Origin of the sequence: Bradyrhizobium sp. BLXBL-01, from assembly GCF_051853025.1 — a bacterium.
GTDB lineage: Bacteria > Pseudomonadota > Alphaproteobacteria > Rhizobiales > Xanthobacteraceae > Bradyrhizobium.
This window is the reverse complement of sequence record NZ_CP182471.1, coordinates 6,703,314-6,730,094: the sequence shown is the minus strand read 5'-3', so window position 1 is coordinate 6,730,094 and position 26,781 is coordinate 6,703,314. Positions and strand designations below refer to the sequence as shown.

The 26,781-nt window shown below is 66.9% G+C and carries 19 protein-coding genes; 14 read left to right on the top strand and 5 right to left on the bottom strand.

Annotation, left to right across the window (positions count from 1 at the left end; genetic code table 11):
- Positions 1–7: 7 nt before the first annotated feature.
- On the bottom strand, positions 8–2,575 hold the full coding sequence (locus ACNJYA_RS31240) for an ATP-dependent helicase (RefSeq protein ID WP_439401262.1): 2,568 nt from the start codon (positions 2,573–2,575) through the stop codon (positions 8–10).
- A gap of 237 nt (positions 2,576–2,812) precedes the next feature.
- Here ACNJYA_RS31240 and ACNJYA_RS31235 point away from each other — a divergent pair, with 237 nt between their 5' ends.
- Positions 2,813–2,986 carry a DUF1328 domain-containing protein gene (locus tag ACNJYA_RS31235; protein ID WP_036006471.1) on the top strand — a complete coding sequence of 58 codons (174 nt, stop codon included), beginning with the start codon at positions 2,813–2,815 and terminating at the stop codon, positions 2,984–2,986.
- Positions 2,987–3,002: 16 nt separating this feature from the next.
- Here the strand turns inward: ACNJYA_RS31235 and ACNJYA_RS31230 are convergent, their stop codons facing one another.
- On the bottom strand, positions 3,003–3,509 hold the full coding sequence (locus tag ACNJYA_RS31230) for a thioesterase family protein (RefSeq protein ID WP_439401261.1): 507 nt from the start codon (positions 3,507–3,509) through the stop codon (positions 3,003–3,005).
- 87 nt (positions 3,510–3,596) lie between these two features.
- On the opposite strand from ACNJYA_RS31230, the gene ACNJYA_RS31225 reads away from it, so the two are divergent.
- From ACNJYA_RS31225 to ACNJYA_RS31215, 3 genes are all read left to right on the top strand, one after another.
- Positions 3,597–5,021 (top strand): FAD-binding oxidoreductase, encoded by a 1,425-nt coding sequence (locus tag ACNJYA_RS31225; RefSeq protein WP_439401260.1) that lies wholly within the window; start codon positions 3,597–3,599, stop codon positions 5,019–5,021.
- A gap of 99 nt (positions 5,022–5,120) precedes the next feature.
- On the top strand, positions 5,121–6,425 hold the full coding sequence (locus ACNJYA_RS31220; RefSeq protein WP_439401259.1) for a Spy/CpxP family protein refolding chaperone: 1,305 nt from the start codon (positions 5,121–5,123) through the stop codon (positions 6,423–6,425).
- A gap of 34 nt (positions 6,426–6,459) precedes the next feature.
- Positions 6,460–6,825 (top strand): hypothetical protein, encoded by a 366-nt coding sequence (locus tag ACNJYA_RS31215; RefSeq protein ID WP_439401258.1) that lies wholly within the window; start codon positions 6,460–6,462, stop codon positions 6,823–6,825.
- Between the two features lie 51 nt (positions 6,826–6,876).
- Here ACNJYA_RS31215 and ACNJYA_RS31210 read toward each other — a convergent pair whose 3' ends face one another.
- A complete protein-coding gene (locus ACNJYA_RS31210; protein ID WP_260380274.1) occupies positions 6,877–8,352 on the bottom strand; it encodes a caspase family protein in 1,476 nt (491 codons plus the stop codon).
- 422 nt (positions 8,353–8,774) lie between these two features.
- On the opposite strand from ACNJYA_RS31210, the gene ACNJYA_RS31205 reads away from it, so the two are divergent.
- From ACNJYA_RS31205 to ACNJYA_RS31195, 3 genes are read left to right on the top strand one after another with little or no spacing between them, the layout of a single operon-like run.
- Entirely contained in the window at positions 8,775–9,806 is a 1,032-nt protein-coding gene (locus ACNJYA_RS31205) for a TRAP transporter substrate-binding protein (RefSeq protein ID WP_439401257.1), read from the top strand.
- Positions 9,807–9,828: 22 nt separating this feature from the next.
- Entirely contained in the window at positions 9,829–11,682 is a 1,854-nt protein-coding gene (locus ACNJYA_RS31200; protein ID WP_439401256.1) for a TRAP transporter large permease, read from the top strand.
- Between the two features lie 11 nt (positions 11,683–11,693).
- Positions 11,694–12,671: a hydroxyacid dehydrogenase gene (locus tag ACNJYA_RS31195; RefSeq protein ID WP_439401255.1), complete on the top strand. Its 978-nt coding sequence runs from the start codon at positions 11,694–11,696 to the stop codon at positions 12,669–12,671.
- Between the two features lie 6 nt (positions 12,672–12,677).
- Here the strand turns inward: ACNJYA_RS31195 and ACNJYA_RS31190 are convergent, their stop codons facing one another.
- Positions 12,678–13,844, bottom strand: coding sequence for an ABC transporter substrate-binding protein (locus tag ACNJYA_RS31190; RefSeq protein WP_439401254.1), 1,167 nt, complete (start codon positions 13,842–13,844; stop codon positions 12,678–12,680).
- Between the two features lie 287 nt (positions 13,845–14,131).
- On the opposite strand from ACNJYA_RS31190, the gene ACNJYA_RS31185 reads away from it, so the two are divergent.
- The 3 genes from ACNJYA_RS31185 to ACNJYA_RS31175 all read left to right on the top strand — a co-directional run bounded on the left by ACNJYA_RS31185 (position 14,132) and on the right by ACNJYA_RS31175 (position 19,241).
- Entirely contained in the window at positions 14,132–16,561 is a 2,430-nt protein-coding gene (locus ACNJYA_RS31185; RefSeq protein WP_439401253.1) for a bifunctional diguanylate cyclase/phosphodiesterase, read from the top strand.
- Positions 16,562–16,649: 88 nt separating this feature from the next.
- Positions 16,650–17,945, top strand: coding sequence for an MFS transporter (locus ACNJYA_RS31180; protein WP_439403496.1), 1,296 nt, complete (start codon positions 16,650–16,652; stop codon positions 17,943–17,945).
- Positions 17,946–18,275: 330 nt separating this feature from the next.
- A complete protein-coding gene (locus tag ACNJYA_RS31175) occupies positions 18,276–19,241 on the top strand; it encodes a helix-turn-helix transcriptional regulator (protein ID WP_439401252.1) in 966 nt (321 codons plus the stop codon).
- Here the strand turns inward: ACNJYA_RS31175 and ACNJYA_RS31170 are convergent.
- A complete protein-coding gene (locus ACNJYA_RS31170) occupies positions 19,238–19,849 on the bottom strand; it encodes a TetR/AcrR family transcriptional regulator (RefSeq protein ID WP_212259130.1) in 612 nt (203 codons plus the stop codon). The genes ACNJYA_RS31175 and ACNJYA_RS31170 overlap by 4 nt on opposite strands.
- A 130-nt stretch (positions 19,850–19,979) precedes the next feature.
- Here ACNJYA_RS31170 and ACNJYA_RS31165 point away from each other — a divergent pair, with 130 nt between their 5' ends.
- From ACNJYA_RS31165 to ACNJYA_RS31150, 4 genes are all read left to right on the top strand, one after another.
- Positions 19,980–21,209 (top strand): cytochrome P450, encoded by a 1,230-nt coding sequence (locus tag ACNJYA_RS31165; RefSeq protein WP_439401251.1) that lies wholly within the window; start codon positions 19,980–19,982, stop codon positions 21,207–21,209.
- Between the two features lie 133 nt (positions 21,210–21,342).
- The gene (locus ACNJYA_RS31160) at positions 21,343–25,002 is read left to right on the top strand and encodes an AsmA family protein (protein WP_439401250.1); all 3,660 of its coding nucleotides are present in this window, start codon (positions 21,343–21,345) and stop codon (positions 25,000–25,002) included.
- A gap of 351 nt (positions 25,003–25,353) precedes the next feature.
- Positions 25,354–26,472 carry a DUF2336 domain-containing protein gene (locus tag ACNJYA_RS31155; protein WP_172787456.1) on the top strand — a complete coding sequence of 373 codons (1,119 nt, stop codon included), beginning with the start codon at positions 25,354–25,356 and terminating at the stop codon, positions 26,470–26,472.
- A gap of 31 nt (positions 26,473–26,503) precedes the next feature.
- A complete protein-coding gene (locus ACNJYA_RS31150) occupies positions 26,504–26,746 on the top strand; it encodes a hypothetical protein (RefSeq protein ID WP_172787455.1) in 243 nt (80 codons plus the stop codon).
- Positions 26,747–26,781: the final 35 nt, after the last annotated feature.

The following is a 26,781-nucleotide window of genomic DNA, read 5'->3' as shown; positions in this document are numbered from 1 at the left end:
TCGGGCCTCACACCCGCTGCACGAAACTGTCCACGACCTTCTTCTCGCCGGCCTTGTCGAAGGCGATGGTGAGCTTGTTGCCGTCGATCTTGGTGACGCGGCCATAGCCGAATTTCTGGTGGAAGACGCGGTCTTCCAGCGAGAATTCGGACGTCGTGCCGGTGGATTTGGCGACCAGCTCGCCCTCGATGGTCAGGGGTCCGCGGCGGCGCGCGGAGAAGCTGCCGAAATCGGGGCCCGATGACGAGGAGGACGAGAACGTTGCGGCGTCTTCCTCGAAGCCGCCGGTGCGGCCGCCGCCGCGATTCCGGTTCGCCTGCGCGCGCTGCCAGCCCGGCGTCGAATAGCTGGACCCGAACGCCTCCATGTCGTCGAAGCGAGAGGCGCCGTAGCCGCCGCTGCCGCCCCATCCAGAGCCGCCCTTGGATTCCGTGATCTCGACATTGGCCGCCGGTAATTCGTCGAGGAAGCGCGACGGGATCGTGGTCGACCAGGTGCCGTGGATCCGGCGATTGGTCGCGAAATAGATCTTTGCGCGGCGGCGGGCGCGGGTCAGGCCGACATGGCCGAGCCGGCGCTCTTCTTCCAGGCCGGCGCGGCCCTGTTCGTCCAGGGTGCGCTGGCTCGGGAACAGGCCTTCCTCCCAGCCCGGCAGGAACACGTTGTCGAATTCGAGGCCCTTGGCCGAATGCAGCGTCATCAGCGACACCGCGTCGTCCTCGGCACCGCCCTCGCGGTCCATCACCAGCGAGATGTGCTCCAGGAACCCTTGCAGGTTCTCGAACTCCTCCATCGAGCGCACGAGCTCTTTCAGGTTCTCCAGCCGGCCTGCGGCGTCGGCCGAGCGGTCCTTCTGCCACATCTCGGTATAGCCGCTCTCGTCGAGCACGATCTGGGCGAGATCGGTGTGCGCGGTGACCTCGCGCTGGGCGCGCCAGCGGTCGAACTGCGCGATGAGATCGCGCAGCGAGCCGCGCGCCTTCGGCTTCAGCTCGTCGGTCTCGACCACGGCGCGCGCCGCCTCGAACAGGGGAATGCGGCGCTTGCGGGCGTGGTCGTGCAGCATCTGCACGGTGGCGTCGCCAAGCCCGCGCTTCGGCGTATTGACGATACGCTCGAAGGCGAGATCGTCGGCCGGCGAATTGATGACGCGCAAGTACGCCAGCGCGTCGCGGATCTCCGCGCGCTCATAGAAGCGCGGGCCGCCGATGACGCGATAGGGCAGGCCGAGCGTGACGAAGCGGTCTTCGAATTCGCGCATCTGGTAGGAGGCGCGCACGAGAATGGCGATCTCGTTGAGCTTCTCGCCCTGGCGCTGCAGCTGCTCGATCTCCTCGCCGATGCCGCGGGCTTCCTCTTCCGAGTCCCAGGAGCCCGTCACGGTGACCTTCTCGCCGTCCTGATCCTCGGTGCGCAGCGTCTTGCCGAGCCGGCCTTCATTGTGTGCGATCAGATGCGAGGCGGCGGCGAGGATGTGACCCGTCGAGCGATAGTTGCGCTCGAGGCGGATCACCTTGGCGCCGGGGAAATCGTGCTCGAAACGCAGGATGTTGTCGACCTCGGCGCCGCGCCAGCCGTAGATCGACTGGTCGTCGTCACCGACGCAGCAGATGTTTTTGGTCTTCTCCCTCTCCCCGCTTGCGGGGAGAGGGTCGGGGTGAGGGGGAGTCTCCACGCGCGCGGTGCTTGGAGAGTCCCCCTCACCCGCCGCACTTCGTGCGTCGGCCTCTCCCCGCAAGCGGGGAGAGGCGAAGGAAGAAGGCGCCTGCGACAGGAGCCGCAGCCACAGATATTGCGCGACGTTCGTATCCTGGTACTCGTCGACCAGGATGAACTTGAAGCGTTGCTGGTACTGCCTGAGAATATCCGGGTGCTCGCGGAAGATGCGGATGTTCTCCAGCAGGAGATCGCCGAAATCGGCCGCGTTCAGGATCTTCAGCCGCTCCTGATAGCTCGCATAGAGCTTGCCGCCCTTGCCGTTGGCGAACATCGCGGCCTCGCCCGACGGGACCTGCGAGGGCATCAGGCCGCGGTTCTTCCAGCCGTCGATCAGGCCGGCCAGCATCCGTGCCGGCCAGCGTTTCTCGTCGATGTTGTCGGCCTGGAGCAGCTGCTTGAGCAGCCGGACCTGGTCGTCGACGTCGAGCACGGTGAAGTTCGACTTGAGCTGCGCCAGCTCGGCATGGACGCGCAGAATGCGGCCGCCGATGGAGTGGAAGGTGCCGAGCCACGGCATGCCCTCCACGGCGTGGCCGAGCATCTGGCCGAGCCGGTGCTTCATCTCGCGCGCGGCCTTGTTGGTGAAGGTCACCGACAGGATCTCGGCCGGGCGGGCGCGGCCCTGGCTCAGGATGTGGGCGATGCGCGTGGTCAGCACGCGCGTCTTGCCGGTGCCGGCGCCGGCCAGCACCAGGACCGGGCCGTCCAGCGTCTCCACCGCCTCGCGCTGCTCCGGATTGAGTCCGGCGAGGTATTTCGGGCCCACCGAGGCGCGCGCACGCGCGGCGATGCCGCCGGCTGCGGGCTGGTGGTCGGGTACGGCTGTGATCTTGCTCGGCTCGGTCATGCGAATCATCGGCCCCACGATGGCACCGCGGGGTGGTGGAAGGGAGCCTTCTTAACAGGGATTGGTGCCTATATGGGGGCGCCGGGCAGGGTTTTCCACGTGCGCGGCGCGCCGATTTGTTCCAGCTGAGCCAGCGAATTTCGCTCCCGCCGGGGCCGGAACCATCGTTCCCGCGTCGAGATTGTCAGGGCAGGTGGCGCGGCCAGCCGCGTCGATCGCAGACAACATCAAGACGAGGGTTTGACCATGCTAGGCTGGGTTGTGACGTTTCTGGTTATCGCACTGATCGCCGGCATCCTGGGCTTCGGCGGCGTCGCCGGCGCTTCGATCGAGATCGCCAAGATCATCTTCTTCATCGCAGTCGTTCTGTTCCTGGTCTCGGCCGTCGTCGGCCTGGCCCGCGGCCGCAACAGGATATAGCGCGGCGGATCATGCACTAGCGCTTCGAGGGCATCGCCACATTCCGGCCGATGCCCTCGGGTCGCGTCAAGGCGCTGTGGGACTTGGCGACCCCGGCAATACGCTGCCGGATGTCGGGCGGAAACGGCGCAACGCGCCGCGCCTTCATGTCCATGTGCAGTGACATGTTCTCGGACGTTGCCGACAGCCAGCCCTCGGTGCCGTGCCGCAGCTCTTCGAATGTGTGCAGCCGCTTGTCGTCGGCCTCCAGCAGCCACACCAGGATTTGCACGGGATCGCCGAGATGGATCTCGCGCAAATAGCGCACGTGGCACTCGGCGGTGAAGGTCGAGCCGTGGCGCTCTTTCTTGTAGACCGGGCCAATCCCGAGCTCGAGCCAGAACTCGTCGATCGCCCGGTCGAACATCACGTTGTAATAGGCCATGTTGAGATGGCCGTTGTAGTCGATCCATTGCGGCTCGATCTGCATGATCGAGCAGCGAAACGGCTCTGTGGTCGGCGCTGTGGCGGCGGTCTCCGGCATGTGTCCTTCCCAAGCTATGCGTCCGGTCCCTTGACTTGACCGGTTATATGTCCTTTGCCACGGTCTCTTCTCGTCGGGAGGAATTCCGTGGGTACGACCATCACCAATAATCCGCCGCGGCCGGAGCCGAAAGCCCTCGCAAGCGCGCTGGAGCAGCTTGCCGCACGCTTCGGCAACCGCCTCATCACCTCGCAGGCCGTGCGCGAGCAGCACGGCCATACCACCACGTGGATCATCAATCAGCCGCCGGACGGCGTGGTGATGGCGCAGGAGACCGCCGACATCCAGGACGTGGTGCGGATCTGCGCGAAACACCGCGTGCCCGTCATTGCCTTCGGCACCGGCACCTCGCTGGAGGGCCAGGTCAACGCGCCTGCCGGCGGCATCTCGGTCGACCTGCGCGACATGAACAAGGTGCTCGCGGTGCATGCCGAGGACCTCGATTGCGTGATCCAGCCCGGCGTCACCCGCAAGGCGCTGAACGAGCATCTGCGCGACCAGGGCCTGTTCTTCCCGATCGATCCGGGCGCGGATGCTTCGCTCGGCGGCATGGCCTCGACCCGCGCCTCCGGCACCAATGCGGTGCGCTACGGCACCATGCGCGACAGCGTGCTGGCGCTGAAAGTGGTGCGCGGCGACGGCGAGATCATCACCACGGGCACGCGCGCCAAGAAATCCTCCGCGGGCTATGACCTGACGCATCTGTTCGTCGGCGCCGAAGGCACGCTCGGCATCATCTCGGAATTGACCATCCGCCTGCGCGGCATCCCCGAGACGATCGCGGCCGGCGCGGTGTCGTTCGAGACCGTGCACGGCGCCTGCCAGGCCGTGATCCTGGCGATCCAGACCGGCATTCCCGTGGCGCGCATCGAGCTGCTCAACGCCGCGCAGGTGAAGGCCTGCAACGCCTATTCCAAGCTGACTCTGCCCGAGACGCCGCTGCTGCTGATGGAATTCCACGGCAGCGAGGTCGAGGTCGCCGAGCAGTCGAAGGCCTTCGGCGAGATCGCAAAGGACTGCGGCGGCGGCGATTTCTCCTGGACCACCAAGCCGGAGGACCGCACCAAGCTGTGGCAGGCACGGCACGACGCCTATTGGTCGGTGAAGGCGCTGCGGCCCGGCGACAGCATCGGCGTGGTCGCAACCGACGTCTGCGTACCCATCTCGCGGCTCGCCGACTGCGTCAGCGAGACCGAGGAAGACCTCAAGCGCCTCAATTTGCTGTCGCCGATCGTCGGCCATGTCGGTGACGGCAATTTCCACTGCTCGCTGGTCTGCGACACCAACGATGCCGACGAGATGGCGCGCGGCGAGGAGTTCATGCACCGCCTGGTCGAGCGTGCGCAGGCGATGGACGGCACCTGTACCGGCGAGCACGGCATCGGCCAGGGCAAGCAGAAATATCTGAAGGCCGAGCTCGGCCCCGAGGCTCTCGATGCGATGCGGGCCCTGAAGAAGGCGCTCGATCCGCTCAACATCTTCAACCCCGGCAAGATTGTGCCGGAGGCATAAGGCCCGCGCCCCAGTCCGGGAACTTTCGGCAATGTTGCCGGTTCCAATTCCCGCCAAGTTCCGATGCCTCAATGGCAGGGCTGTGCGCGGGAGGGTGCGATGGTGCGACCGGTCGTTGGAATTGCCGCAATGGCCTTCGCCTGCCTGCTGGCGGGTGCGGCGCTGGCGAAGGGCGGACATGGCGGTGGTCATGGAGGCGGGCACGGCCATGGCGGCGGGCATGGCCATGGCCATCATGGCGGCGGCCATTTCCGTGGGCACGGCGGCGGCCACGCGCATGGCGGCGGGCATCATCGCGGGATGCGGTTTACAACCGGTGCGCGACGCGGCGGCCCGAACTTCGGTCAGATCCGCAATGCCGCGATACGGCCGGCGAACTTCCGCAACGCCTGGAACGCCAGCGCATTCCGCAACGGCCGGCTGATCAGCAATCCGGCGGCCCGCGCACAGATCGCCGCGGCGGCGGCACTCGCCGGCTGGGGCGGCGCAAGCAGCGGGTGGTGGCAACATCCGGGTGGCGGCTATGGCTGGGTGGGGCCGCTGTTCTGGCCGTTCGCCTATAACGACCTCTACGATTACGCGATCTGGGGCGACGGGCTCGGCTTCTGGGGCTACGGCTATCCGGACATCTATGCCGGCATTTTCGGCCCCTACGGTTATGATCGGCTGTCGGCCTATCTGCCGCAGCAGCCGCAGGGCCGGCGGCGGGCGCGCAGCGCGCCGCTGGATGAGCTCTGCGGCAGCGACCGCCGCGCCATCGTCGGCCTGCCGATCGATCAGATCGCGGCCACGGTGCAGCCGACCGATGCGCAGGGCGCGGCTCTCGATGCGCTCGGCAACGCCTCGGTCGACGCGGCGGCATTGATCCGCACATCCTGCCCGACGCAGGCCGCAGCGACGGCGCCCGGCCGGCTCGCCGCCATGCAGCAGCGTGTCGAGGCGATGCAGAAGGCCGTCGAACTGGTCCAGCCCGCGCTCGAGACATTCTATGGTTCGCTCAACGACGAGCAAAAGGCGCGCTTCAACGCGCTCGCCGACGATCAGCGTCGTGCCGCGGTATCGAACAATGCGGGCGGATCCTCGGTGCAGACTTGCAGCGCGTCCGCCGCGTTCGATTGGCCCGGCGCCACGATCGAGGACAGACTTCGTCCCAACGACACCCAGCGCGCGGCGCTCCAGGTGCTCCAGGACACCAGCGCCAAAGTCAGCGCATCGCTCAAGGCGGCCTGCGAGCCCAATGAGGTGATGACGCCGCCGGCCCGCATGGCCGCGATTCGCAAGCGCCTCGACGTCATGCTGGACGGGATCAAGTCGGTGCGGGCGGCGCTCGATGATTTCTACGCCACGCTCAACGACGAGCAGAAGGCGCAGTTCGAGGCGATCGGCCCGCGCCGCATGTCCTGAACGCCGCGAGCGATTGAAGACCACGGGTGGGGCAATGAAGTGGTTCGCGAGGCGAGAGCCGGCAGACGTCTGGGACGAGCCAGTCGGGAGGCCGATCGGCGATATCGAGGCCGCCGACCGGATCCGCAACATCTGCCAGGCGGCGCGAACGATCGCCGAGGCCGCCGGAGCTTCAGCGCCGGCCAGCACGCGCGAGCGCTATGAACGCGCGGCCCGCACCGCGATGGAGATCGCGATGAAGATCTCCGACGATCTGATGCGCGACGACGCCGTGCGCCGCATCGTGGATCTCTGCATGAAGGCTGAGGACCTCAAGACGGCGCAGATCCTGTCGCGCGCGATCCAGGCAGGCTGGATTCGAGAAGCCGTGCTCCGGGATTACCCGACGCTGTCGCAATGAGTTCGGCTCGCGCGATTGGCGCGAGCCGAATGCTGCTTGTGCCGGACCGGCTCAGTATCTGCGGTACCCGCCATTGTGGTCTCCGCCGCGGCCGCCCATTCCCATGCCGAGGCCGATCCCTACGCCGATGCCGATGCCTTGCATCACAGCCTCCGGCGGCGGGCCGCGATCCGGCGGCGGCGCGCGCTCGTAGACCACTTGCTCGGACGGCCGTCGCTTGGGCGGCGTCTCGACCACCTTGCGCTTCGGCGGGGTCTCGTCGACGCGCTTCTTGATCACGGGCGGAACCGAGGGGTTGACCGGCGTTGCCGGGGTCGCGGGCGTCGAGCACGGGCAGGTCGGCGCCATCGCGACCGCGACGGGCGTCACCGCGGCGGCGACGGGCACGGCGTAGTTGCGGTTCTGCACGCGCAGCAGCAGCCGGCGCGCGGTTGCCGCGAGATCGCTATTGTCCCAGTTCGCCAGATAAGCTTCGAACGAGGCGCGGGTGTTGATGGCGGTGGCACGCTCCCACGCCAGCATCTGGCGACGCCGCTCCAGCACCGTACGCAGGCGCGGCGTGCGGGTGTCCTGGGCATACAGCTCGATATAGGCCTGATACGCCTCCGCGGTGTCCTCGGTGATCACGAGCTCATAGGCCACCGTGGCCGGCTTGCCCTGCAACGTCTTGCGCCAATCTTCGACGCTGCGCGTGCCGCTGGCGAGCGCCATCGCGTTCGCGCCGGGAAGCGCGGGCGTGCTGCCGCTGCTCTCGCCGAAGAACTTGAAGTCGGTGGTCAGCGAGGAGCTTTCCCAGGGGATCTGCCGGCCGTCGGTCGATTGCGCCACGGCGACGCGGATGCGCTTGAACACTTCCTCGATCGGCAGGTTCGGCTGCTTGGCAATGGTCAGCGCGGCCGTGGTGTAGGGGCTGTCGATGCCGTTGCCGTCCTCGGCCTCGGCGCCGGGCGAGGTCGAGTAGGAGATGAAGGAGCCGGGCGCGCCAGCCTTGGTGTCGACGATCGCAAGCCCGTGGCCGGCGCCGCTGAGCGCAGGGAAGGGGTTGTTGCGGCAGGCGTCGAGCATGAAGATGCGCGCCCGCGTCGGCAGCGCGCCGAGCGTGTTGAGCAGGTCGTTCAGCCGCACGCCCTGCAGCGGGATGTCGGCCTCGCGCTTGGGGTCGAGATCGACGGGCACCAGATAGTTCTCGCCGTCGATCTGCAGGCCGTGGCCGGCATAGAACACCAGCGCGACGGTGTCGGCGCCGCTGGCACTGACCTTGCCGGCGAAGTCCGAGATCGCCGCGCGCATCTCGGTCTGCGCCAGATTGGCCGCCGTGGTGACGGTGAAGCCGGCACTCCCGAGCAGCTCCGTCATACCCTTGGCGTCGTTGGCGGCGTTGGGCAGCTCCGGCACGGTACGATAGGCCGATTGGCCGATCACCAGCGCGAGCCGCGCTTCGGCGGCCGCTTCCGTCGGCGTCATCAACTGACTGAGTGCGAGAAGACCGGACGCAAGAAGCAAATTCGAAAACACTGGACGGCGCATGATGTCACCTCCAACGGCAATGCGCACGATGATGTCACTTTTTCTAAGCCCGCGCCACGCGGCCGTCTGTGCTCTGGATCACGCATGGGCCGCGGCAAAATGGGGCAGTCCGTCTGCCGGAGCACGGGGAATTGGTCAGGCATCATCCATGTCAACTGCGCATTGATCCATGCTCCAATTGGATTGATCCGGTGCAATGGGCGAGGGCGTTCCTTGCGCAGATCGGGCGGCAGGCCGATCCTCGCGGCAAATCTCCGGGAAATGGCGGTGATTTCGCTTGGCTGGTGACGGCGGTATGCGCGCCGCGACGCTCCGTGACCGCAGCCGGCTACCTTGCCTGTGTCGTCGCTTTGGCCATACAGTCCGCGCAACGGCTGCGGCAACGACCGTGGCGAAGAAAAAGACGAGGGAGAAGCCGCACCATGACCATCGTGCCCGTGAACCGTCGCGCGTTCATCAAGTCATCGGCGGCGGTCACCGCCGGCATTGTGCTCTCTCCCGCCATCATCGGCCGCGCCGAAGCTGCGACGCTGAAGCTGAAATGCTCCTCCTCGCTGCCGAACGATCCCAAATACGCCAATGGCCGCGTCTACTACGACAACCTGGTCAAGAACCTGAAGGGCAACGGCCTCGGCGAGCAGATCGAGGTCGCTTTCTTCCCCGACAACCAGCTCGGTCAGGAGATCGACGTCATCAATTCGGTGAAGCTCGGCGTCATCGACCTCATGGTGTCGGGCTCGTCGATCTCGGCCAATCTGGTGCCGCTGGTCGGCACCTTCGACCTCGGCTTTCTGTTCTCGAGCTTCCCGCAGCAGACCAAAGCGTTTGAGGCCGGCGCCGCCAAGCCGATCGAGGACGCGCTGCTCAAGGGCGGCAACATCCGCATCGTCGCCTGGGCCTATAATTTCGGCTCGCGCAGCGTGCTGGCGAAGAAGCCGGTGAAGACGCCGGAGGATCTCGCCGGCCTCAAGATCAGGACGCTGCCCAATCCCGTCATCACCGAATGCTTGCGCCTGATGGGCGCCGCCGCGACGCCGCTGGCGTTCGGCGAAATCTACACGGCCTTGCAGGCCGGCGTGCTGGATGGCCTGGAGCATGACCCGCCGACGATCCTCGCCAGCAAGTTCTTCGAAACGTCGAAATTCTACGCGCTGACGCAGCACAACTTCTCGCCGCTCGCGATCTATTTCAGCGACATGACGTACAACCGCATGGATCCGAAGCTGCGCGAGGGTTTCCTCGACGCCGCCAAGAAAGCCGCGGCCGACACCCGGGCCCATGGGCTCGCGGTCGAGAAGGAGGCGCTGGCCGCCTTGACCGAGAAGGGCGTGACCGTGGCCGAATGCGACCGCGAGGCGTTCAAGAAGCGCGTCGCGCCGCAACACGAGAACTTCATCAAGGCGCGGCCGGAGTCCAAGGCCGTCATCGACGTCATCCGCGCGACCCAAGCTTGATATGACCAAATCTGACGTGGCCATGTCAGCCGCCGTGCCCCTCTCGGGCGGCCGCCATGGCAGCATCACCTTGCTGCTTCGCGTCAGCGACGCGATCGCGGCCGTCCTGCTCGCCGCCGATCTCGTGGTGGTCTGCGCCTCCGTGCTGCTGCGCTTCTTCTTCAACGCGCCGGTCGAATGGTCCGACGACGTCGCGCGCGGCCTGATGGTCGGCTCGGCCTTCTTCGGCGCGGCGAGCGCGCTCGCGCGCGGCGAGAATGTCGGCGTCTCCTTCTTCCGCGATCTCTTGCCGGTGCGGCTGCGTTCGCTTGTCGATGCCGCAAGCGCGCTGCTGATCGTGCTGATTTCCGGCTACGTCGCCTACAACGCGATCAAGCTGGGCTCGCTCACCGCCGGCCAGACCACCGGCTCCGGTCTGCCGCTGGAGCTGACCTTCTATCCCATGGGGATCGGCGCGCTGTTCATGACGGTGTTCGCAATCGATCATCTCTGCGCGAGGCCGCTGCCCGATATCGCGAGGGGATTCATCGCGATCCTCGTCGTGACGGGCCTCTACCTCGCCTGGGATTATCTGTCCCCGTCCTCGGTGCCGTCGGCGGGCACCCTGATGATGATCGGCTTCTTCGCCACCCTGTTCGGTGGATTGCCGATCGGCTTTGCGCTGGCACTGGCCGCGCTGATCTTCATCTGGGTCGAGGGCGCACTGCCCGGCGTGATCTTTGCCCAGCAGATGGCGCGCGGCATCGACAATTTCGTCCTGCTCGCGATCCCCTTCTTCATCCTTGTCGGCTATCTCATGGAAGCCAACGGCATGTCGGTGCGGCTGATCGAGCTGTTGCAGCGTGCCGTGGGCCGCATGCGCGGCGGCCTCAATGTCGTGATGGTGGCCTCGATGGTGCTGTTCTCGGGTATCTCCGGCTCGAAGATGGCCGACGTCGCCGCGGTCGGCTCGGTGCTGATCCCGGCTGCGCGGCGCTCCAAGCAGAACCCGGGCGGCGCGGTGGCGCTGCTTGCGGCCTCGGCGGTGATGGCGGAGACGATCCCGCCCTGCATCAACCTGATCATTCTCGGCTTCGTTGCCAACCTGTCGATCGGCGGCCTGTTCGTCGCAGGGCTGCTGCCGTCGGCACTGATGGCGCTGGTGCTGATCGCGGTGTCCATCATCTTCGGCAAACGGCCGGACAAGGTCGAGGATGTCGAGCCGCAGATGCCGGTGTCGGGGCTGTGGAGCGGCGCGATCGCATCCTTCGGCCTGATCTTCATGATCTTCTTCGGCTTCAAGAGCGGCTTTGCCACGGCGACGGAGATCTCGGCCTTCGCGGTGGCCTACGCGCTGGTCGTCGGCAGCGTGGTCTTCCGCGAGCTCGGCTTCAAAACCGCCGCGCACAGTTTCGTGCAGGCGGCGACGCGTGCGGGGTTGGTGCTGTTCATCGTCGCCGCCGCGCAGTCATTGGCGTTCACCCTGACTTTGCAGCAGGTGCCGCATGCGGTCGGCGACTTCATGCTGGGCCTCTCCAAGACCTCCGGCGTCTGGCTGTTCATCCTCTTGGCGATCGCCGTCCTGATCGTGATGGGCTCGGTGCTGGAGGGCGCGGCCGCGCTGATCATCTTCGGGCCGCTGCTGCTGCCGGTCGCGGTGCAGCTCGGCGTCGATCCCCTGCATTTCGGCGTCGTGCTCGTCATCGCAATGGGTATCGGCCTGTTCGCGCCGCCGCTCGGGCTCGGCCTCTACGGCGCCTGCCTGATCGGCAACGTGCCGATCGAGCAGACGGTGAAGCCGATCATGGGCTATCTTGGTCTCCTGTTCCTCTGCCTGCTCGTCATCGCCTTCGTGCCATGGCTCTCGACCGCGCTGCCGCGGGCATTCGGCTATTGAGGAGTCCTGTCGTGAAGGTCCTGCTCGCGCATACCCCGGAGATGCGGCGCAATTATTACGGCGATCGCAGCCTGAACGGCCTTCGCGCGGCCGCCGAGGTGATCCTGCACGAGGGGGATGAGCCGCTGGACGCAGCCAGCCTGGTGCGCGCCGCGAAGGACGCCGACATCATCGTTGCCGATCGCATGACGGAAGGGCGCGGCGAGATCTTTGCGCAATTGCCGCGCCTGCGAGCGTTCGTCCGCTGCGCCGTCGACATCCGCAACGTCAATGTGGACGCGGCCTCGCAAGCCGGCGTGCTGGTGACCCGCGCCGGGCCCGGCTTCGTACAGGCCGTGGCCGAGCTCGCGCTCGGCTTCATGGTCGACCTCTCCCGCGGCGTATCGCGGACCACGGCGGATTATCAGGCCGGCCGCAAGGCTGAGGCACGGATGGGCCGCCAGCTCGCCGGCAGTCGGATCGGCATCATCGGCTACGGCAGCATCGGGCGCTACCTCGCCGAGATCGCAAAAGTGCTGCGCATGGAGGTGCTGGTCTCCGATCCCTTTGCGACAGTCAGCGATGCCGAGATCCGCCAGGTCGGTCTCGACGAGCTCCTCGCCGCCTCGGACTATGTCGTCTGCCTCGCCATCGCCAACGAGCAGACCGAGAACCTGATCGGGGAGGCGGCGCTGGCGCGCATGCAGAAGCGCGCCGTCTTCATCAATCTCTCGCGCGGCAATCTCGTCGACGAGGCCGCCCTGGCACGCGCGCTGCGTGAGGGCCGCATCGCCGGCGCCGCCATGGATGTCGGCCGCGCGCCCGATCAGATGCCGACGCCCGATGTTGCCAAGCTGCCGAACGTCATCGCCACGCCGCACGTCGGCGGCCTGACGCCGCAGGCCATCGAATACCAGTCGCTGGAGACCGTGCGGCAGGTCGAGGCCATCGTGAGCGGAGAAATCCCGCAAGGCGCCGTCAACGCCGACCGCTGGACGCGGCGGCCGTGAAGAGCCCTAAAGCCGGTCCACGGCCTTGAACGTCCCGTCCTTCTGGATCACCGTCAGGAACACCTTCGGCGGCGTGTCGAGCATGCGTGTGCCGACGGTGAAGAGGCTGCCGCTGATGTCGAAGCGGCCGGTATCGTTGATGGCGCGCAGCAGGCTTGCGCGCGTCGGATTGGGGCCGGCCTTTTCCAGCGCCGCGGCCGCGAGGCGGCCGGACAGATAGCCTTCCAGCGACACGAAGTCCGGCGTCAGCGTCGGATCGAACGCCTTCTGCGCCGCCTGATAGTCGGCGACCAGCTTGAGCGAGCGGTCCCATGGAAACGGCACGACCTGCGAGACGATGACGCCTTCGCCCTCAGGGCCGAGTTCCGCCGCGAGCGCAACGGCGCCGACGAAGGAGATGTTGACGAAGGTTGGACGGGCGCCGCTGCGGTGGGCGAGCTTGATGAACTCCGCGCACGGTCCATAGGTCCCGACCATGACGATGGCTTCCGGGTCGGCGCGCTTGATCATGCGCCAGGCCTGGACGACCGCGCGGGTGTTGCGCTCGAACGTGCCTTCGGCGGCGAGCTCGAGGCCGCGCTTGGCGAGCGCGCGCTTGACGCCGACAAGCCCGTCGCGGCCGAAGGAATCGTCCTGGTAGAAGATGCCGATGCGCGTGAACTTGCGATCCTCGGTGAGGTGCTTGATCCAGGCCTCCGCCTCCGCGCCGTAGCTCGCGCGGATGTTGACGACGTTCGGAAGCTCGAGGTCGCGCAGGAACTCGGCGCCGGTGAACGGGCCGATGAAGGGAACGTTCCTGGCGCTGGTGATCGGGATCGTCGCCATCGCGGTCGGCGTGCCCACCGCGCCGATCAGCGCGAACACCTTGTCATCATCGATCAGGTGCAGCGTCTGCGCCACCGAACGGTCGGGGTCGTAGCCGTCGTCGCGGCTGATGAGCTGAAGCTTGCGGCCGTGGACGCCGCCCTTGGCGTTGATCTCGGTGAACGCGGCGACGATGCCTTGCCGCATGCGCTGTCCGAGCGCAGAGGAGGGGCCCTCAAGCGCCGCGGCCTGGCCGAACAGGATCGCATCCGCGCTGATGCCGGCCTCGTTGCCCCTCGCCGCCAGCGTGGTCGCGGCCAGAAGCGCGATGGTCAGGACGACGGAGCTCGCTGATCGAAATCGATGCATCGGAGGCTTTGCCGGATCGTTGGAAGAAGTCTTGCGCAACGTAACGCGCGAGCCTGAATAGCTCGCTAAGCGGCACGACGCAGAAAGGCCGTAGTACACCGGGTAAAACCGGTAACTTATGTCGATAACGCCGGGATCGCTCGCGCACTTCGTTAACTAGTTTCCGCATTGCGGAACGACCAATTTCCAAAATTGTGCAGTTCTTAACCGCGATCTTGTTCCGATAGCGGCGCCGGCACCTCAACCAGAGGTTCGGTTCGTCGCGGAGAGGGGACGGCGGCTTCAAGATGGGCGGTCGCGATCAGAACGATCAGGATCGGAGACGGAGAGGCGGATGGTGGCGAGCCGCGCCGCTGCTCGGGCTCTATCGCCCTGCGCTCGTCGCGGTCGGCGTCGGCCTGCTGTTCTCGATCGTGGGCGCCGCCGCCGTCGCGCGGTGGGAAGATCGCGTCAACAGGATCGAGTTCGAGAACGCGGCCGAGACCCAGGCGATCGTCATGCAGAACGGCATGAACGAGTACATATCGAGGCTTCTCGCGCTGCGCACCCTGTTCGAATCGACCAACGAAGAGGTCACCCGCAGCGAATTCGAGACCTTCAGCGCCCGTCTGTTCGAGCGTCATCCCGGCGCGCTGCGCATCTCCTGGTTGCCGCGCGTCAACCGCAAGGAGCGCACGGAGTACGAGACCGCGGCGATCCGGGACGGCGTGTCGGGCTATCAAATCAAGTCGCTGCAGGGCGAGACCTTTGTCACCGCGCCGCAGAGCGATGAATATATTCCGGTGTTCTACTCGACTGAGCCGAAGACCTCGCTGGTCTACGGCATGGATTACATGACCGTTCCGGAGCGCCGGTCGATGCTGGAGCGTGCGCGTGACAACGACCGCGTGGTCGCCGTGCGCACGCCCCTGTTCGGGCCGAGAGACGGCGACCGGCTGTCCTATGTTCTCGTCGCCATTCCCGTCTATGCCAAGGGCACCTCGCGCGAGGAGATCGCGGACCGGCGCCGCAATCTCGCCGGCTTCGTGGTCGGCATCTTCGACCTGCCGCTGCTGATCCAGTCCATTCGTGTGACCACCGGAGCCAGCCCCGCGGTCAGCATGACGGTCTTCCCGCCCTTCGCGGCGCAGATCGTCAGCCTGGAGCAGATGCTGCCGGATTATTCGTCGTCCGCCGTGGCGTTGCGGTCGATGCGGGACATCGCGCGGACCCTGCACTGGTCGGGCAGTCTCAAGATCGGCGATACCGATTGGCAGGTGCGGGCGGTTCCGACCGCCGGCGGTCCGCTGGCGACGACTTACGACCGCGCGGTCGCGGTCCTCGTCGTTGGCATGCTGCTGACGCTGTCGCTGTCGACCTATCTGATGCTCGCCAGCCGCAATTCGCGGCGGCTGTCGCTGGCGAACCGGCGGGTGCTCGAGCTTGCCCAGACCGACATCCTCACCGGATTGCCGAACCGCGCCTTCTTCCTCACCCGGCTCGACGAGATGAACAGGCAGTTGAGCGTGAGGGGCCTGCCCTTCGCGATCCTGATGCTCGACCTCGACCGCTTCAAGAACGTCAACGATTCCCTCGGTCACGCGGCCGGCGATGCGCTGCTGCGCCAGGTGGCGCAGCGGCTGAAATCCGCGTTGCGCGCCGACGACGTGCTGGCGCGGCTCGGCGGTGACGAATTCGCGGTCATCCAGGAGGCCGGCGAGGACCAGCGCGCCTGCTCGACCGAGCTGGCGGCACGCATCGCCAAGCTCGTGAGCGAGCCGTTCCTGCTGCCCGGCCACCGCGTCGAGATCGGCACCAGCATCGGCATCGCGATCGCGCCGGATCATGGCAGCGATCAGGAGCAGCTCCTGAAGAAAGCGGATCTGGCGCTCTATCGCTCGAAATCGGCCGGCCGCAACTGCTTCACGATTTATGATGAAGCGATGTCGGCCGAGCTGGAGGCCCGCAACACGCTGGAAGGAGATCTGCGCGACGCCATCGCGCGCTGCCAGCTGGAGGTGCACTACCAGCCGTTCGTCGATGCCCTCAGCGGCGAACGACGCGGCTTCGAGGCGCTGGTGCGCTGGCGGCATCCGACGCGCGGCCTGATCCCGCCGGACCAGTTCATTGCGCTTGCGGAGGAGACCGGGCTGATCGTGCCGCTCGGCGAATTCGTGCTGCGGCGCGCCTGCGCGGACGCGGCCGGCTGGCCCGCCGATCTCACGGTCGCCGTCAACCTGTCGCCGATCCAGTTCAAGGAAGCCGAGCTGTTCGAAATGATCTGCGCGGCGCTCGCCGATTCCGGCCTGCCGCCGCAGCGGCTGGAGATCGAGATCACGGAATCCGTGCTGCTGGAGCGCGGCAGCGAGAACCACGCCTTCATGGAGCGGCTGAAGCAGCTCGGCGTCGAGCTCGCGCTTGATGATTTCGGCACCGGCTACTCCTCGCTCAGCTACCTGACCGCGTTCCCGTTCGACAAGATCAAGATCGACAAGTCGTTCATTCGCAACCTGACCCAGCAGCCGCGCTCATCCGCCATCATCTCCTCGATCGTGACGCTGGCGCGCGGACTGGACATGTCGGTCACCGCCGAAGGCGTCGAGACGCGCGAGGAGTTCGACCGGCTGAGGGCGCTCGGCGTCAATTTTGCGCAAGGCTATCTGTTCGGCCGGCCGCATCCGATCGAGCGGATCCTGTTCGACGCGCCGGTCAAATCCTCACGGCTCGACGCCGCCTGAGCGCGCGCGAGGCATGCGCGAAAAGCGCTTGACCCGGGCATCCCCGGATGGTCCGAAGAACCGTCCAGGGATGAAACAAGCACACAACATGCGGCTTCCGTTCTTCTACGGCTGGGTCGTGGTCGCCGTGACCTTCGTCACCATGGCGATCGGCGTCAACGCGCGCACCGCCTTTTCGCTGTTCTTTCCGCCCATCATCGCCGAGTTCGGCTGGGAGCGCGGCGTCACCGCGGGCGCCTTCTCCTTCGGTTTCGTGGTGTCGGGCGTGGTCAGCCCGCTGATCGGCCGCCTGATGGATCGCGCCGGCCCGCGCGCGGTGATGGAGCTCGGGGTCGTGCTGATGGGCGGCGGCCTGCTGCTGGCGCCGCTGACCAGCGCGCCCTGGCATCTCTACGTCACCATCGGCGTCATGGTCGGCGCCGGCAGCGTCTGCCTCGGCTATTCCGGCCAATCGCTGTTCCTGCCGAACTGGTTCATCCGCAAGCGCGGCTTCGCCATCGGTATCGCCTTCGCTGGCGTCGGTATCGGCTCGGTGACGCTGCTGCCATGGGTGCAGCATATGATCGAGCAGACCGGCTGGCGCACCGCCTGCACCGCGATGGGCCTGCTCGTCCTGATCGCGCTGGCGCCGGTCAATCTGCTGCTGCACAAGCGCCCCGAGGACATCGGCCTCCAGCCTGACGGCGATGCCGCCCCGGCCGCAGGCGCGGCAAGGCCGGCCTCCAACGTGGTCGATCCCGTCTGGGCCAACACCGACTGGACGCTGCAGCGCGCCGTCGCGACCGCGCGGTTCTGGTGGATCGCGCTCGGCTATTTCTGCGGCCTGTACATCTGGTACGCAGTGCAGGTGCACCAGACCAAATTCCTGCTCGACGTCGGCTTCAGCTCCAGCGTTGCGGTGTGGGCACTCGGCATGGTCAGCCTGCTCGGCATTCCAGGCCAGATCGTGCTGGGGCACGTCTCCGACCGCATCGGCCGGGAGTGGGTGTGGGCGATCAGCTGTGCTGGTTTCGTCGTCTGCTTCGCCGCGCTGATCGCGCTGAGATATCAAGCTTCGCTCTGGCTGGTTTATCTGATGGTGTTCACGCAAGGCGCGCTGGGCTACGGCCTCACCTCGATCATGGGTGCGGTCGTGTTCGAGATCTTCCAGGGCAGGCATCAGGGCAGCATCTTCGGCACGATCATGCTCGCGGCGCTGGCGGGCGGTGCGGCGGGACCGTGGGTGACCGGCTTGCTCTATGATCGCGCCGGCGACTACACGCTGGCTTTCGCCGTCGCGATGGTCGTGAGCGGGCTGTCGGCGCTCGCGATCTGGCGGGCGGCGCCTGGGAAGGTGCGGGCGGTCGCCGGCCGGCTGCACAAGCTCAAGACGGGATCCGAATAGGTCCAGTACGCTTCAAGATACCTGCAGCGTTTTCGCCGAGCGTTCAGGGCTTCCTCTACGCACCGCCGCTGCCGCCGGTCGCCTTCGAGCGCTGGCTGATCGAGCATTGCGCCGAGCAGGCGAGGGCGATGCTGGGGCGGCTGGAGCTGGCGGCGGAGCCGGCGGCAATGCAGCGGTCGGCGTAAGACCTACAAGCAGCTCACGTTCAGGTGAACCGGGCGCGCGATGCTCACGCGCGAGTCTGGACCGTCGCTTGCCGATGTCGGATAATTGGGCGTGATCTGGCGGCGGCGTTCAGCTCCCAGTCTCCTCACATCCGAGATTGATCCCATGGCACACGGCGCCCTCGCGCAGAAGCTCGAACGATTCCTGCATTTGAAGGATGCGCCGCCGACGCTGGTCACGCGTTCGCTGCGCAGCGCCGAGCTCGCGGTCACCGAAACCCGGGACGACCATCCCGTGACGCGGCTTTCCGAATCGTTGCCTGCGGAAGACGCCTATCTCGTCAGCGTCAAGCTCCGCGATTTCGCCGATTGCGAGTGCTGGGAGCGCGGCCGATGCGTGATCAAGAACGATATCCGCGCCGGCGCCACTTATCTGTACGACCTGAAGCGCGACCCGCGTTACGTGATCGACAAGCCCTTCCATTCCCTGTTCTTCCATCTGCCCCGTTCGGCGTTGGACGACATGGCGAGGCAGAGCGGCGCGGGGCCGATCGGTGAGCTCGCCTATCAGCCCGGCATCGGCCACGACGATCCGACCATTCGCCATCTCGGCGCGTCGTTCCTGGCGGCGTTGCGGCGGCCTGACGAGGCCAACCAGCTCTTCGTCGACCACATGATGCTCGCGCTCAGCGCACATGTCGTGGCGACCTATGGCGGGTTGCGGCGCGCCGAGCCGGTGCGCGGCGGCCTTGCTCCGTGGCAGGTGAAGCGGGCTTGCGGAATGCTGGAGTCAGATCTCCACGGCAAGCTCTCGCTGGAGAAGATTGCCGCCGAGTTCGATCTCTCCGTCAGCCATTTTTCGCGCGCCTTTCGCGTCTCCACCGGCCTGCCGCCGCACCAATGGCTGCTGCGCCAGCGCGTGGACACGGCCAAGCAGTTGATGACGGTACGCGACCTGTCGCTGGCGGAGATCGCGGTATCGGCCGGCTTCGCCAATCAGAGCCACTTCACCCGCGTGTTCTCTTCGCTCGTCGGCATCAGCCCGGGAACGTGGCGCCGTGAACGAGCGGCAGCCGCTCTCGATGCCAGAGACAGCGGCGCGGCTGCGCCGCCCGCTGCAGGCATCCGCTAGACCGAGGCCAATCCCGTCCTGCTCCTGAGATCCGTGAGCGCGCGCAGGAAACTGTCGGCCGGTGTCGTCTCGGGATCGATCAGGCGGTGCAGGCGAAATCCGTCCTCCAGCGCGAGCACGATCGCGGCCATCCAGGGCGGTTCCAGATTGTGGTTGCGTCCGTTGCTCTTCAGCGTCGCTTCGATGATGTCGGCGACCAGCTTGCGCCGCCCGCGCAGGCGTTTGGCAAGTTCCGGCCGGCGCTTCTCGGCGCGCGCGACGAACAGGATCATCTCCATGTGGAGCAGGGGCGAGCGGCCGAGCGGATCCTGCCGGCTGCGGTCCATCGTCTTCAGCGCCGCGATGAAATCGTCGAGATTGTCGTGCTGCGCCAGGATGTCCATGTTACGCCGGATCGACTGCGCGACATGGTCCTCGAGCATGGCGATGATCAATTCGTCCTTGCTCGCAAAGTTCGAATAGAACGCGCCGCGGGTGAAGCCCGCCGCCGCCGCGATCGCCTCGATGCTGGCGCCGCCGATGCCGTCCTCCTCGAACACGCGCGCCGCCGCCTCGAACAGCCTGTCGCGCGTGTCGTCTCTGGTCGGCCTGGTTCTCACCCTTGACATCGGCGCAGCTTAGGGCAGAATGCAACTCGATACAACAATGTATCGAGTTGATAATTTACAGGGATGGTTACGCCGGGCGATGGGGCAGCCTTGCGTATGCGTGTCATGCGGCAACCGATCCGAGGTCACCATGAACGAGCAAGTGCAACCCGCTGGCGGACCGCTGTTCAACCCGCTCTCGCCGGATTTCATCCGCGACCCCTATCCGCACTATGAGCGGCTGCGCACGCTCGATCCGATCCACCTGACGCCGTTCGGCCAGTACGTCGCCAGCCGCCACGCCGAGGTCAGTGTCGTGCTGCGTGACAAGCGCTTCGGCAAGGATTTCGTCGAGCGCTCCAGGCGCCGCTACAGCGACAGGATCATGGACGAGCCGGTCTTTCGGAATTTGGGCCACACGATGCTGCAGGCCGACCCGCCGGATCACACCCGTTTGCGCGGGCTCGTGGTCAAGGCCTTCACCGCGCGACGCGTGGAGGACATGCGGCCGCGAATCCAGGAGATCGTTGATCACGCCATCGATGCCGTGATCGAGCGCGGTCAGATGGACCTGATCGCGGATTTCGCGTTCCGTCTGCCGGTCACGATCATCTGCGATATGCTTGGTATCCCGGAAGAGCACCGCGAGGCGTTCCACAAGGGGTCGAGCGATGGCGTGCGCATCTTGGATCCTGTCCCCATGACGCCGGACGAGATCAAGCAGGGCAACGCACGCAACCTGATGGCGCAGATGTATTTCCAGCAGTTGTTCGAACTGCGTCGCCGCAATCCGGGAGACGACCTCACGACCCAGCTCGTGCTGGCCGAGGAGGACGGCAACAAGCTCACCAACGAGGAATTGACTGCGAATATCATGTTGCTGTTCGTGGCCGGCCACGAGACCACCGTCAACCTGATCGGCAACGGCCTGCTCGCGCTCCACCGCAATCCGGATCAGCTTGCGCTCCTGAAAGCGCGGCCGGAGCTGATGACGAACGCGATCGAGGAGTTCCTGCGCTATGATTCCTCGGTGCAGATGACCGGCCGCGTCACGCTGGAGGAGATCGAGGACCTCGGCGGCGTGAAGATCCCCAAGGGTGAGACCGTGCTGTGCCTGCTCGGCTCGGCCAACCGCGATCCCGCGATCTACCCGGATCGGCCTGACCGGCTGGACGTCACCCGGGCAAACGTCAAGCCGCTGTCGTTCGGCGGCGGCATCCATTTCTGCCTGGGGGCCCAATTGGCGCGCATCGAGGCCGAGATCGCCATTGCCACGCTGCTCCGGCGGCTGCCCGATTTGCGCATCGACGATGTCGAGACCCCGGAATGGCGGCCGACCTTCGTGCTGCGCGGGCTGAAGCGGCTGCCGGCGAGCTGGTGAGGGGGCACGCGCGTTAACCTCCGCGCGCAACAGTCGCTGTGACTTCGCCATACTTCCCCCTATATAAGGGGCTGTTCCGGCGCGCCTGAGGCCCTCAGCTTCGGCCCGGGCCGGTTTGGCCGAGGGGAGACCCGTGCAGACGACGCTGCTCGGATTGGCGATTGCCTTCATCATTGCGCTGCTGGCCGCGCTGATCGGGCCTTACTACATCGACTGGAACCAGTTCAGGCCCCAGTTCGAGGCGGAGGCCGGCAAGATCATCGGCGTACCGGTGCGGGTGGCGGGCGAGCTCGACGCACGGCTGTTGCCGGCGCCGACGCTGCGGCTGCGCGCCGTCACCTTCGGCGGCAACAACGATCTCGGCCGCCTGCGCGCCGACAAGCTCGACGTCGAGTTCAGCCTCGGCTCCCTGATGCGCGGCGAATGGCGCGCCACCGAGCTCACGGTCGGCGGCATGGCAGTCGATCTCGGCCTGGACGCACGCGGGCGGGTCGATCTGCCGTCGACCGCGAGCGGCACCTTCAACCTGGCGTCCCTCGCCATCGAGCGGCTGAACCTCACCGGCCGCATCGCTCTTCACGATGCCGCCAGCCGCTCGACGCTGGAATTGAACGACATCGCCTTCTCCGGCGACGTGCGCTCGCTCGCAGGGTCGGTGCGGGGCGACGGCAGCTTCAGCGCGCGCGGCGTGCGCTACCCGTTCCGCGTCTCCTCCGGCCCCAGCGCCGACGGCAGCGCGACCCGTCTCCACCTCAACATCGATCCCGGCGAGCGCGCCATCCTCGCCGATCTCGAAGGCGTGCTCGCCTTCGACAATCGCCAGCCGAAATTCGAGGGCGCGCTGACGCTCGCCGTGCCCGCGGTTAAGAAGGCGGGCGAGGCGGGGCCGACACCCTGGAAGCTCGCGACCAGGCTCAAGGCCGATCCGGCCGGCGCGAAATTCGAGCAGATCGATGCGAGCTTCGGCGCGGAGGACACCGCGCTGAAGCTCGGCGGCGTCGGCGATATCAGGTTTGGCGCCTCGCCCTTGCTGCGCGCGGTGCTGTCGGCGCGGCAGGTCGATGCCGACAGGCTGACCGCCAGGGACGATGCCGATCCGCAGCGCGTCCTGCCGGCACTGCGCGCAGGGCTGGCGGCGATCCCGCAGGTGCCGATCCCGGCGCAGATCGAGTTCAATGCCGATCAGATCATGCTCGGTGGCCGTCCGCTCCAGAACATCGTGGCCGAGCTTGCCACCGACGGCCGGTCCTGGACCTTCCGGCGGCTCGAGCTGCGCGCGCCCGGCATGACGCAGCTCTCGCTCAATGGCGCGGCTCCCGGCGCCGACAGTTTCAGCGGCCGGCTCAGCGTCGAGTCCTCGGATCCCGACACGCTGGTGGGCTGGTTGCAGGGCCGCAGCGAGATCAACCGGCGCAGCACGCGGCCGCTGCGCCTTTCCGGCGACGTCACCATCGCCGCCAATCATCTCGCCATCGACAGGCTGAAGGCCGACATCGACGGCGGCGCCGTCGAAGGCCGCATCGCCTTCGTGCAAACAGGCCCAAGCAAGGGCTCGCGGATCGATGCGGACCTCAGGGCCGATCGGCTCGACCTCGATGCCGCCGCGAGCTTCGTGCGCGCGCTGGCGGGGCCGCAAGGCGAATGGCCGGAGGAGGCAAAGCTCGCGCTCGATATCGGCCGCGCCATCTCGGCCGGCCAGGAGCTGCGGCCGTTCGCAGCCAGGCTCGCCTACAGCCCGGCGTCGCTGTCGCTGGAGCAGCTGCGTTTCGGCCAGGCCGGCGGCGTGACCACGGAGGCCAGCGGCAGCTTCGACCGCGCCAAGGCCACCGGCAAGCTCGCGCTGAAATCCTCGGCCAATTCGCTGCGCGAGCTCACCGCGCTGATCGAGCCGTTCGCGCCCGCGATGCGCGCGCGCCTCGATGCACTCCCGTCTTTGCCCGGCACAACCCGTCTCAAGCTCGATCTCAGCCTCGACAAGAACGCCGAGCAGGCCGATCGCAGCAATGCCCGCGTCGTGCTCGACCTCGACGCACCGCAGCTCAAGACCATTGCGACGCTGGCCGCGCAGACGCCGGCGGCGGCCATCGGCGGCATCGACCTCGAACGCCTGCGCAACAGCGACTTCACGCTGGAGGCGAAAGTCGCGGCGCCGCAGGCCGGCACCCTGTTGGCCCTGTTCGGGCTCGACCGCATCGTGGCCCCGGGCGAGGGCGCCACGCAATTCGAAGGCCGCTTGAGCGGGGCCTGGCGCCGTCCCTTGCAATTGAACGCAAGGCTCAGCGGCGGCGGGCTCGATGCGGACGCGCAAGGCAGCATCGAATTGTCGGAGCCCAAACCGTCCGAGCCCAAATCGTTCGAGCCCAAATTGTTCGATCCCAAGGTGAGCGTGAACCTGCGCGTGCGCAACGCCAATCTGGCGCCGCTGCTCGGGACCAGCCCGGCCGACAAGTCGGCGCAGAATGTCAGCCTGTCCTCCCGCCTCACGCTCTCCGGCAATCGCCTGACCTTCGGCGATCTCGACGGCAATGCCGCGGGCTCGCATCTGCGCGGCCATGTTGCGGTGACGCTCGATCAGGACAAGACCGTCGACGGCGAGGTCGGGCTCGACGCGCTCGATCTGGTGCCGGCGCTCGCCGTCGCGGTCGGCGCGGCCGGTCATGAGTCCGGCGACCCGCTCAGCGCCGGACTGGTCAGCGGCTGGCGCGGCCGCATCGCCTTCCAGGCCTTGCGCGGAACGTTGCCCGGCGGCATCGAGCTGCGCCCCTTCGGCGGCGTGATCCGGAGCGACGGCCAGTCGTTCGCACTCGATGCGCTCAAGGGCGGCGTCGGCGGCGGCGAAATGTCAGCAAGCCTCGACGCGCGCAATGGCGCGGCTGGTCTTGCGCTGAACGCGCGCATCGAGCTCAGCAATGTCGATGCGTCGGCGCTGCGCTATCGCGACCTCGCGCTGCCCAAGGGGCGCGCCTCGGTGCAGATGGCGCTGACCAGCCAGGGCCGCAGCGTCGTGGCCCTCACCGGTGCGCTCGCCGGCAACGGCACGGTGACGCTCGAATCCGCCGAGATCGCCGGCCTCAATCCGCGTGCGTTCGAGATCGCCATCCGCGCCAGCGACGGCGGTCAGGTCAACGACGACAACCGGTTGCGGCAGCTCGTCGAGCCCGCGCTGTCGGCGGGGCGCATTGCGGTGCCCTCGGCGCAGATTCCGTTCACGATCCGCGACGGCCGCCTCCGGGTCGGCGCAACGCCGCTGGAAGCGAAGAATGCCCGCGCCATCGTCTCCGGCGGCTACGACATTCCCGCTGACCAGGCCGACATTCGCGCCAGCCTGACGCCGATCATGACCGGGCTCTCCGGCGCCCCGCCGGAGATCCAGCTGTTCGCGGCAGGCCCGCCCGACAGGCTGAGCCGCACCATCGACCTCGCGCCGCTGTCGTCGTGGCTTGCTGTGCGCACGATCGATCGCGAGACGCGGCGGCTCGACGCCATCGAGCGCGGCGAGCCGCCGCCGGCCACCGCTGCGCTGCCGACACTGGTGTCTCCTGAGATAGCGCCCGAGCAGGCGCCGGCCAATGTGCCGTTGCCGGGCCAGGATCCGCGCCGCGCGCCGGCAAAGCCCAAGGTGGCGCCGACCCCGAAGGCTCCGCAGGCGGCGCCCGCCGCGCCGAGCCCGCCGCTTGCCAGCCAGCAACTCGCACCGCTCCCTCCGCCGATCGACGTAAAGCCGGCCCCGGGCCCGCCGCCCGCCAAGCCCAGGCCGAAGCCGCCGCTGGTGCTGACCCCGCAAAATCCTTGAGCAGATTGGTTTGCGCGAATTGGGCCGCGGGCTCGCTCACCTCTCCCGCTTGCGGGAGACGTCGCGCCGAAGGCGCGGGTGAGGGCTTTCTCCTCTAGGGGAAAGTCCCAACACCCTCTCCCCAACCCTCTCCCGCAAGCGGGAGAGGGAGCGCACCTCCTGCACAGCATCTTCCCCGCCTCTTAACCCATTCCCTCGCATTTGAACGAATTCTCGTCGGCAAAACTGATTTGCTGGTTTTACTGAATTCTCGCGTTTCATCTCTAGCGTTGGTTCCCAGAGGAATTCGGCGTCGCGCCGCGAGCGGCGGGACGGCTCGCCAAAGGGCTGCCAAGAACTGGGGTTATCGAGATGAACGGGGCGAAATCGCTTCTGCAGGATCTGGACGACGCGATCGCGCGCGGCACCGACGAAAGCCGGGCACGCGCATTGTGGCATGCGACCGACATCCTGATCACCGGCCGCTACAGCGACGACGAGATCAGCATGTTCGGCGAAGTGATCGGCCGGCTCGCCGACGAGATCGAGGTGGCTGCGCGCGCGCAGCTCTCCGAAGTGATGTCGGCCTGCGACCACGCACCGCTCAACGTCATCGAAAAGCTCGCCCTCGACGACGAGATCGCGGTCGCCGGTCCCGTGCTGCGCGATTCCAATCGCATCGACGAGAAGATGCTGGTCGAGAGCGCCATGACCAAGGGCCAGGCGCATCTGCTGGCGATCTCCCAGCGCCAGTCGATCGGCGAAGCCGTGACCGACGTGCTGGTCAAGCGCGGCAACCAGGAGGTCGTGACCTCGGTCGCCAAGAACGAGGGCGCGCGCTTCTCCGGCTCGGGCCTGCTGCACATGGTCCGCCGTGCCGAGGGCGATTCGATCCTTGCCGAGCAGCTCGGCCTGCGCAAGGACGTGCCGCGCCACATCTTCCAGCAGCTGATCGCGAAGGCCTCCGAAGACGTCCGCCGCCGCCTCGAGGTCGAGCGGCCCGAGATGATGTCGCAGATCCAGAGCTCGGTGACCGAGGTCACCGGCGATCTCCAGTCCAAGTTCGGCCCGTCCTCGCGCAGCTATTTCGTCGCCAAGCGCGTGGTCACGACGCAGTATCGTCAGGGCAATCTCAACCAGGATTCGATCTCGAACTATGCCCGCCAGCACCGCTTCGACGAGGTGCAGATCGGCCTGTCGCTGCTGTCGGCGCTGCCGGTCGACGTGATCGAGCGCGCCTTGATGGACCGCAACCGCGAGATGATCCTGGTGCTGTGCAAGGCCCTCGACTTCTCCTGGGACACGACGATGTCGCTGCTGTTCCTCGGCGCCAAGGATCATCTGATCACGGCGCGCGAGCTCCAGGACAACGAGCGCGAGTACGGCCGGCTCAAGATCGAGACCTCGCGCAGCATTCTGAAGTTCTATCAGTCGCGCAAGACCGGCGCGGGTGCCGATGCGGGCCGTCAGCCCGAGCTTCAGGTTCACTGACAGGTCCACCGAGGACAGGGGAGTATCTGCAATGTTGCCTCAATTCGGCACCGCCGTTCGCAAGAAGAATCCGGCCAATGCCGCCAGCGCCGATCTCGGCGGCGCGGCTCCGGACAAGGCCTCTGTGGACGCCGCCTGGCTCGTGCTCGAAGCCGCCAACGATCTCGGCGACCACGCCGCGGTCGACGCCTGCCGCCGCGTCATCGATGCCGAGCTGAACGGCACCGTGGCCCGCAGCGCGGACGTCGATCTCGTGCTTGGGTATTTCCGGTAAGGCTCCTGAGATCACCGAGTGGCCTGGACAGAGCG

Excerpts from the sequence above, each read along its gene's own strand:
- ACNJYA_RS31240 (WP_439401262.1), bottom strand. The coding sequence starts at position 2,575 with ATGATTCGCATGACCGAGCCGAGCAAGATCACAGCCGTACCCGACCAC.
- ACNJYA_RS31235 (WP_036006471.1), top strand. The coding sequence starts at position 2,813 with ATGCTAGGCTGGGTTGTGACGTTTCTGGTTATCGCACTGATCGCCGGC.
- ACNJYA_RS31230 (WP_439401261.1), bottom strand. The coding sequence starts at position 3,509 with ATGCCGGAGACCGCCGCCACAGCGCCGACCACAGAGCCGTTTCGCTGC.
- ACNJYA_RS31220 (WP_439401259.1), top strand. The coding sequence starts at position 5,121 with ATGGTGCGACCGGTCGTTGGAATTGCCGCAATGGCCTTCGCCTGCCTG.
- ACNJYA_RS31215 (WP_439401258.1), top strand. The coding sequence starts at position 6,460 with ATGAAGTGGTTCGCGAGGCGAGAGCCGGCAGACGTCTGGGACGAGCCA.
- ACNJYA_RS31210 (WP_260380274.1), bottom strand. The coding sequence starts at position 8,352 with ATGCGCCGTCCAGTGTTTTCGAATTTGCTTCTTGCGTCCGGTCTTCTC.
- ACNJYA_RS31205 (WP_439401257.1), top strand. The coding sequence starts at position 8,775 with ATGACCATCGTGCCCGTGAACCGTCGCGCGTTCATCAAGTCATCGGCG.
- ACNJYA_RS31200 (WP_439401256.1), top strand. The coding sequence starts at position 9,829 with ATGTCAGCCGCCGTGCCCCTCTCGGGCGGCCGCCATGGCAGCATCACC.
- ACNJYA_RS31190 (WP_439401254.1), bottom strand. The coding sequence starts at position 13,844 with ATGCATCGATTTCGATCAGCGAGCTCCGTCGTCCTGACCATCGCGCTT.
- ACNJYA_RS31185 (WP_439401253.1), top strand. The coding sequence starts at position 14,132 with ATGGGCGGTCGCGATCAGAACGATCAGGATCGGAGACGGAGAGGCGGA.
- ACNJYA_RS31180 (WP_439403496.1), top strand. The coding sequence starts at position 16,650 with ATGCGGCTTCCGTTCTTCTACGGCTGGGTCGTGGTCGCCGTGACCTTC.
- ACNJYA_RS31175 (WP_439401252.1), top strand. The coding sequence starts at position 18,276 with ATGGCACACGGCGCCCTCGCGCAGAAGCTCGAACGATTCCTGCATTTG.
- ACNJYA_RS31170 (WP_212259130.1), bottom strand. The coding sequence starts at position 19,849 with ATGTCAAGGGTGAGAACCAGGCCGACCAGAGACGACACGCGCGACAGG.
- ACNJYA_RS31165 (WP_439401251.1), top strand. The coding sequence starts at position 19,980 with ATGAACGAGCAAGTGCAACCCGCTGGCGGACCGCTGTTCAACCCGCTC.
- ACNJYA_RS31155 (WP_172787456.1), top strand. The coding sequence starts at position 25,354 with ATGAACGGGGCGAAATCGCTTCTGCAGGATCTGGACGACGCGATCGCG.
- ACNJYA_RS31150 (WP_172787455.1), top strand. The coding sequence starts at position 26,504 with ATGTTGCCTCAATTCGGCACCGCCGTTCGCAAGAAGAATCCGGCCAAT.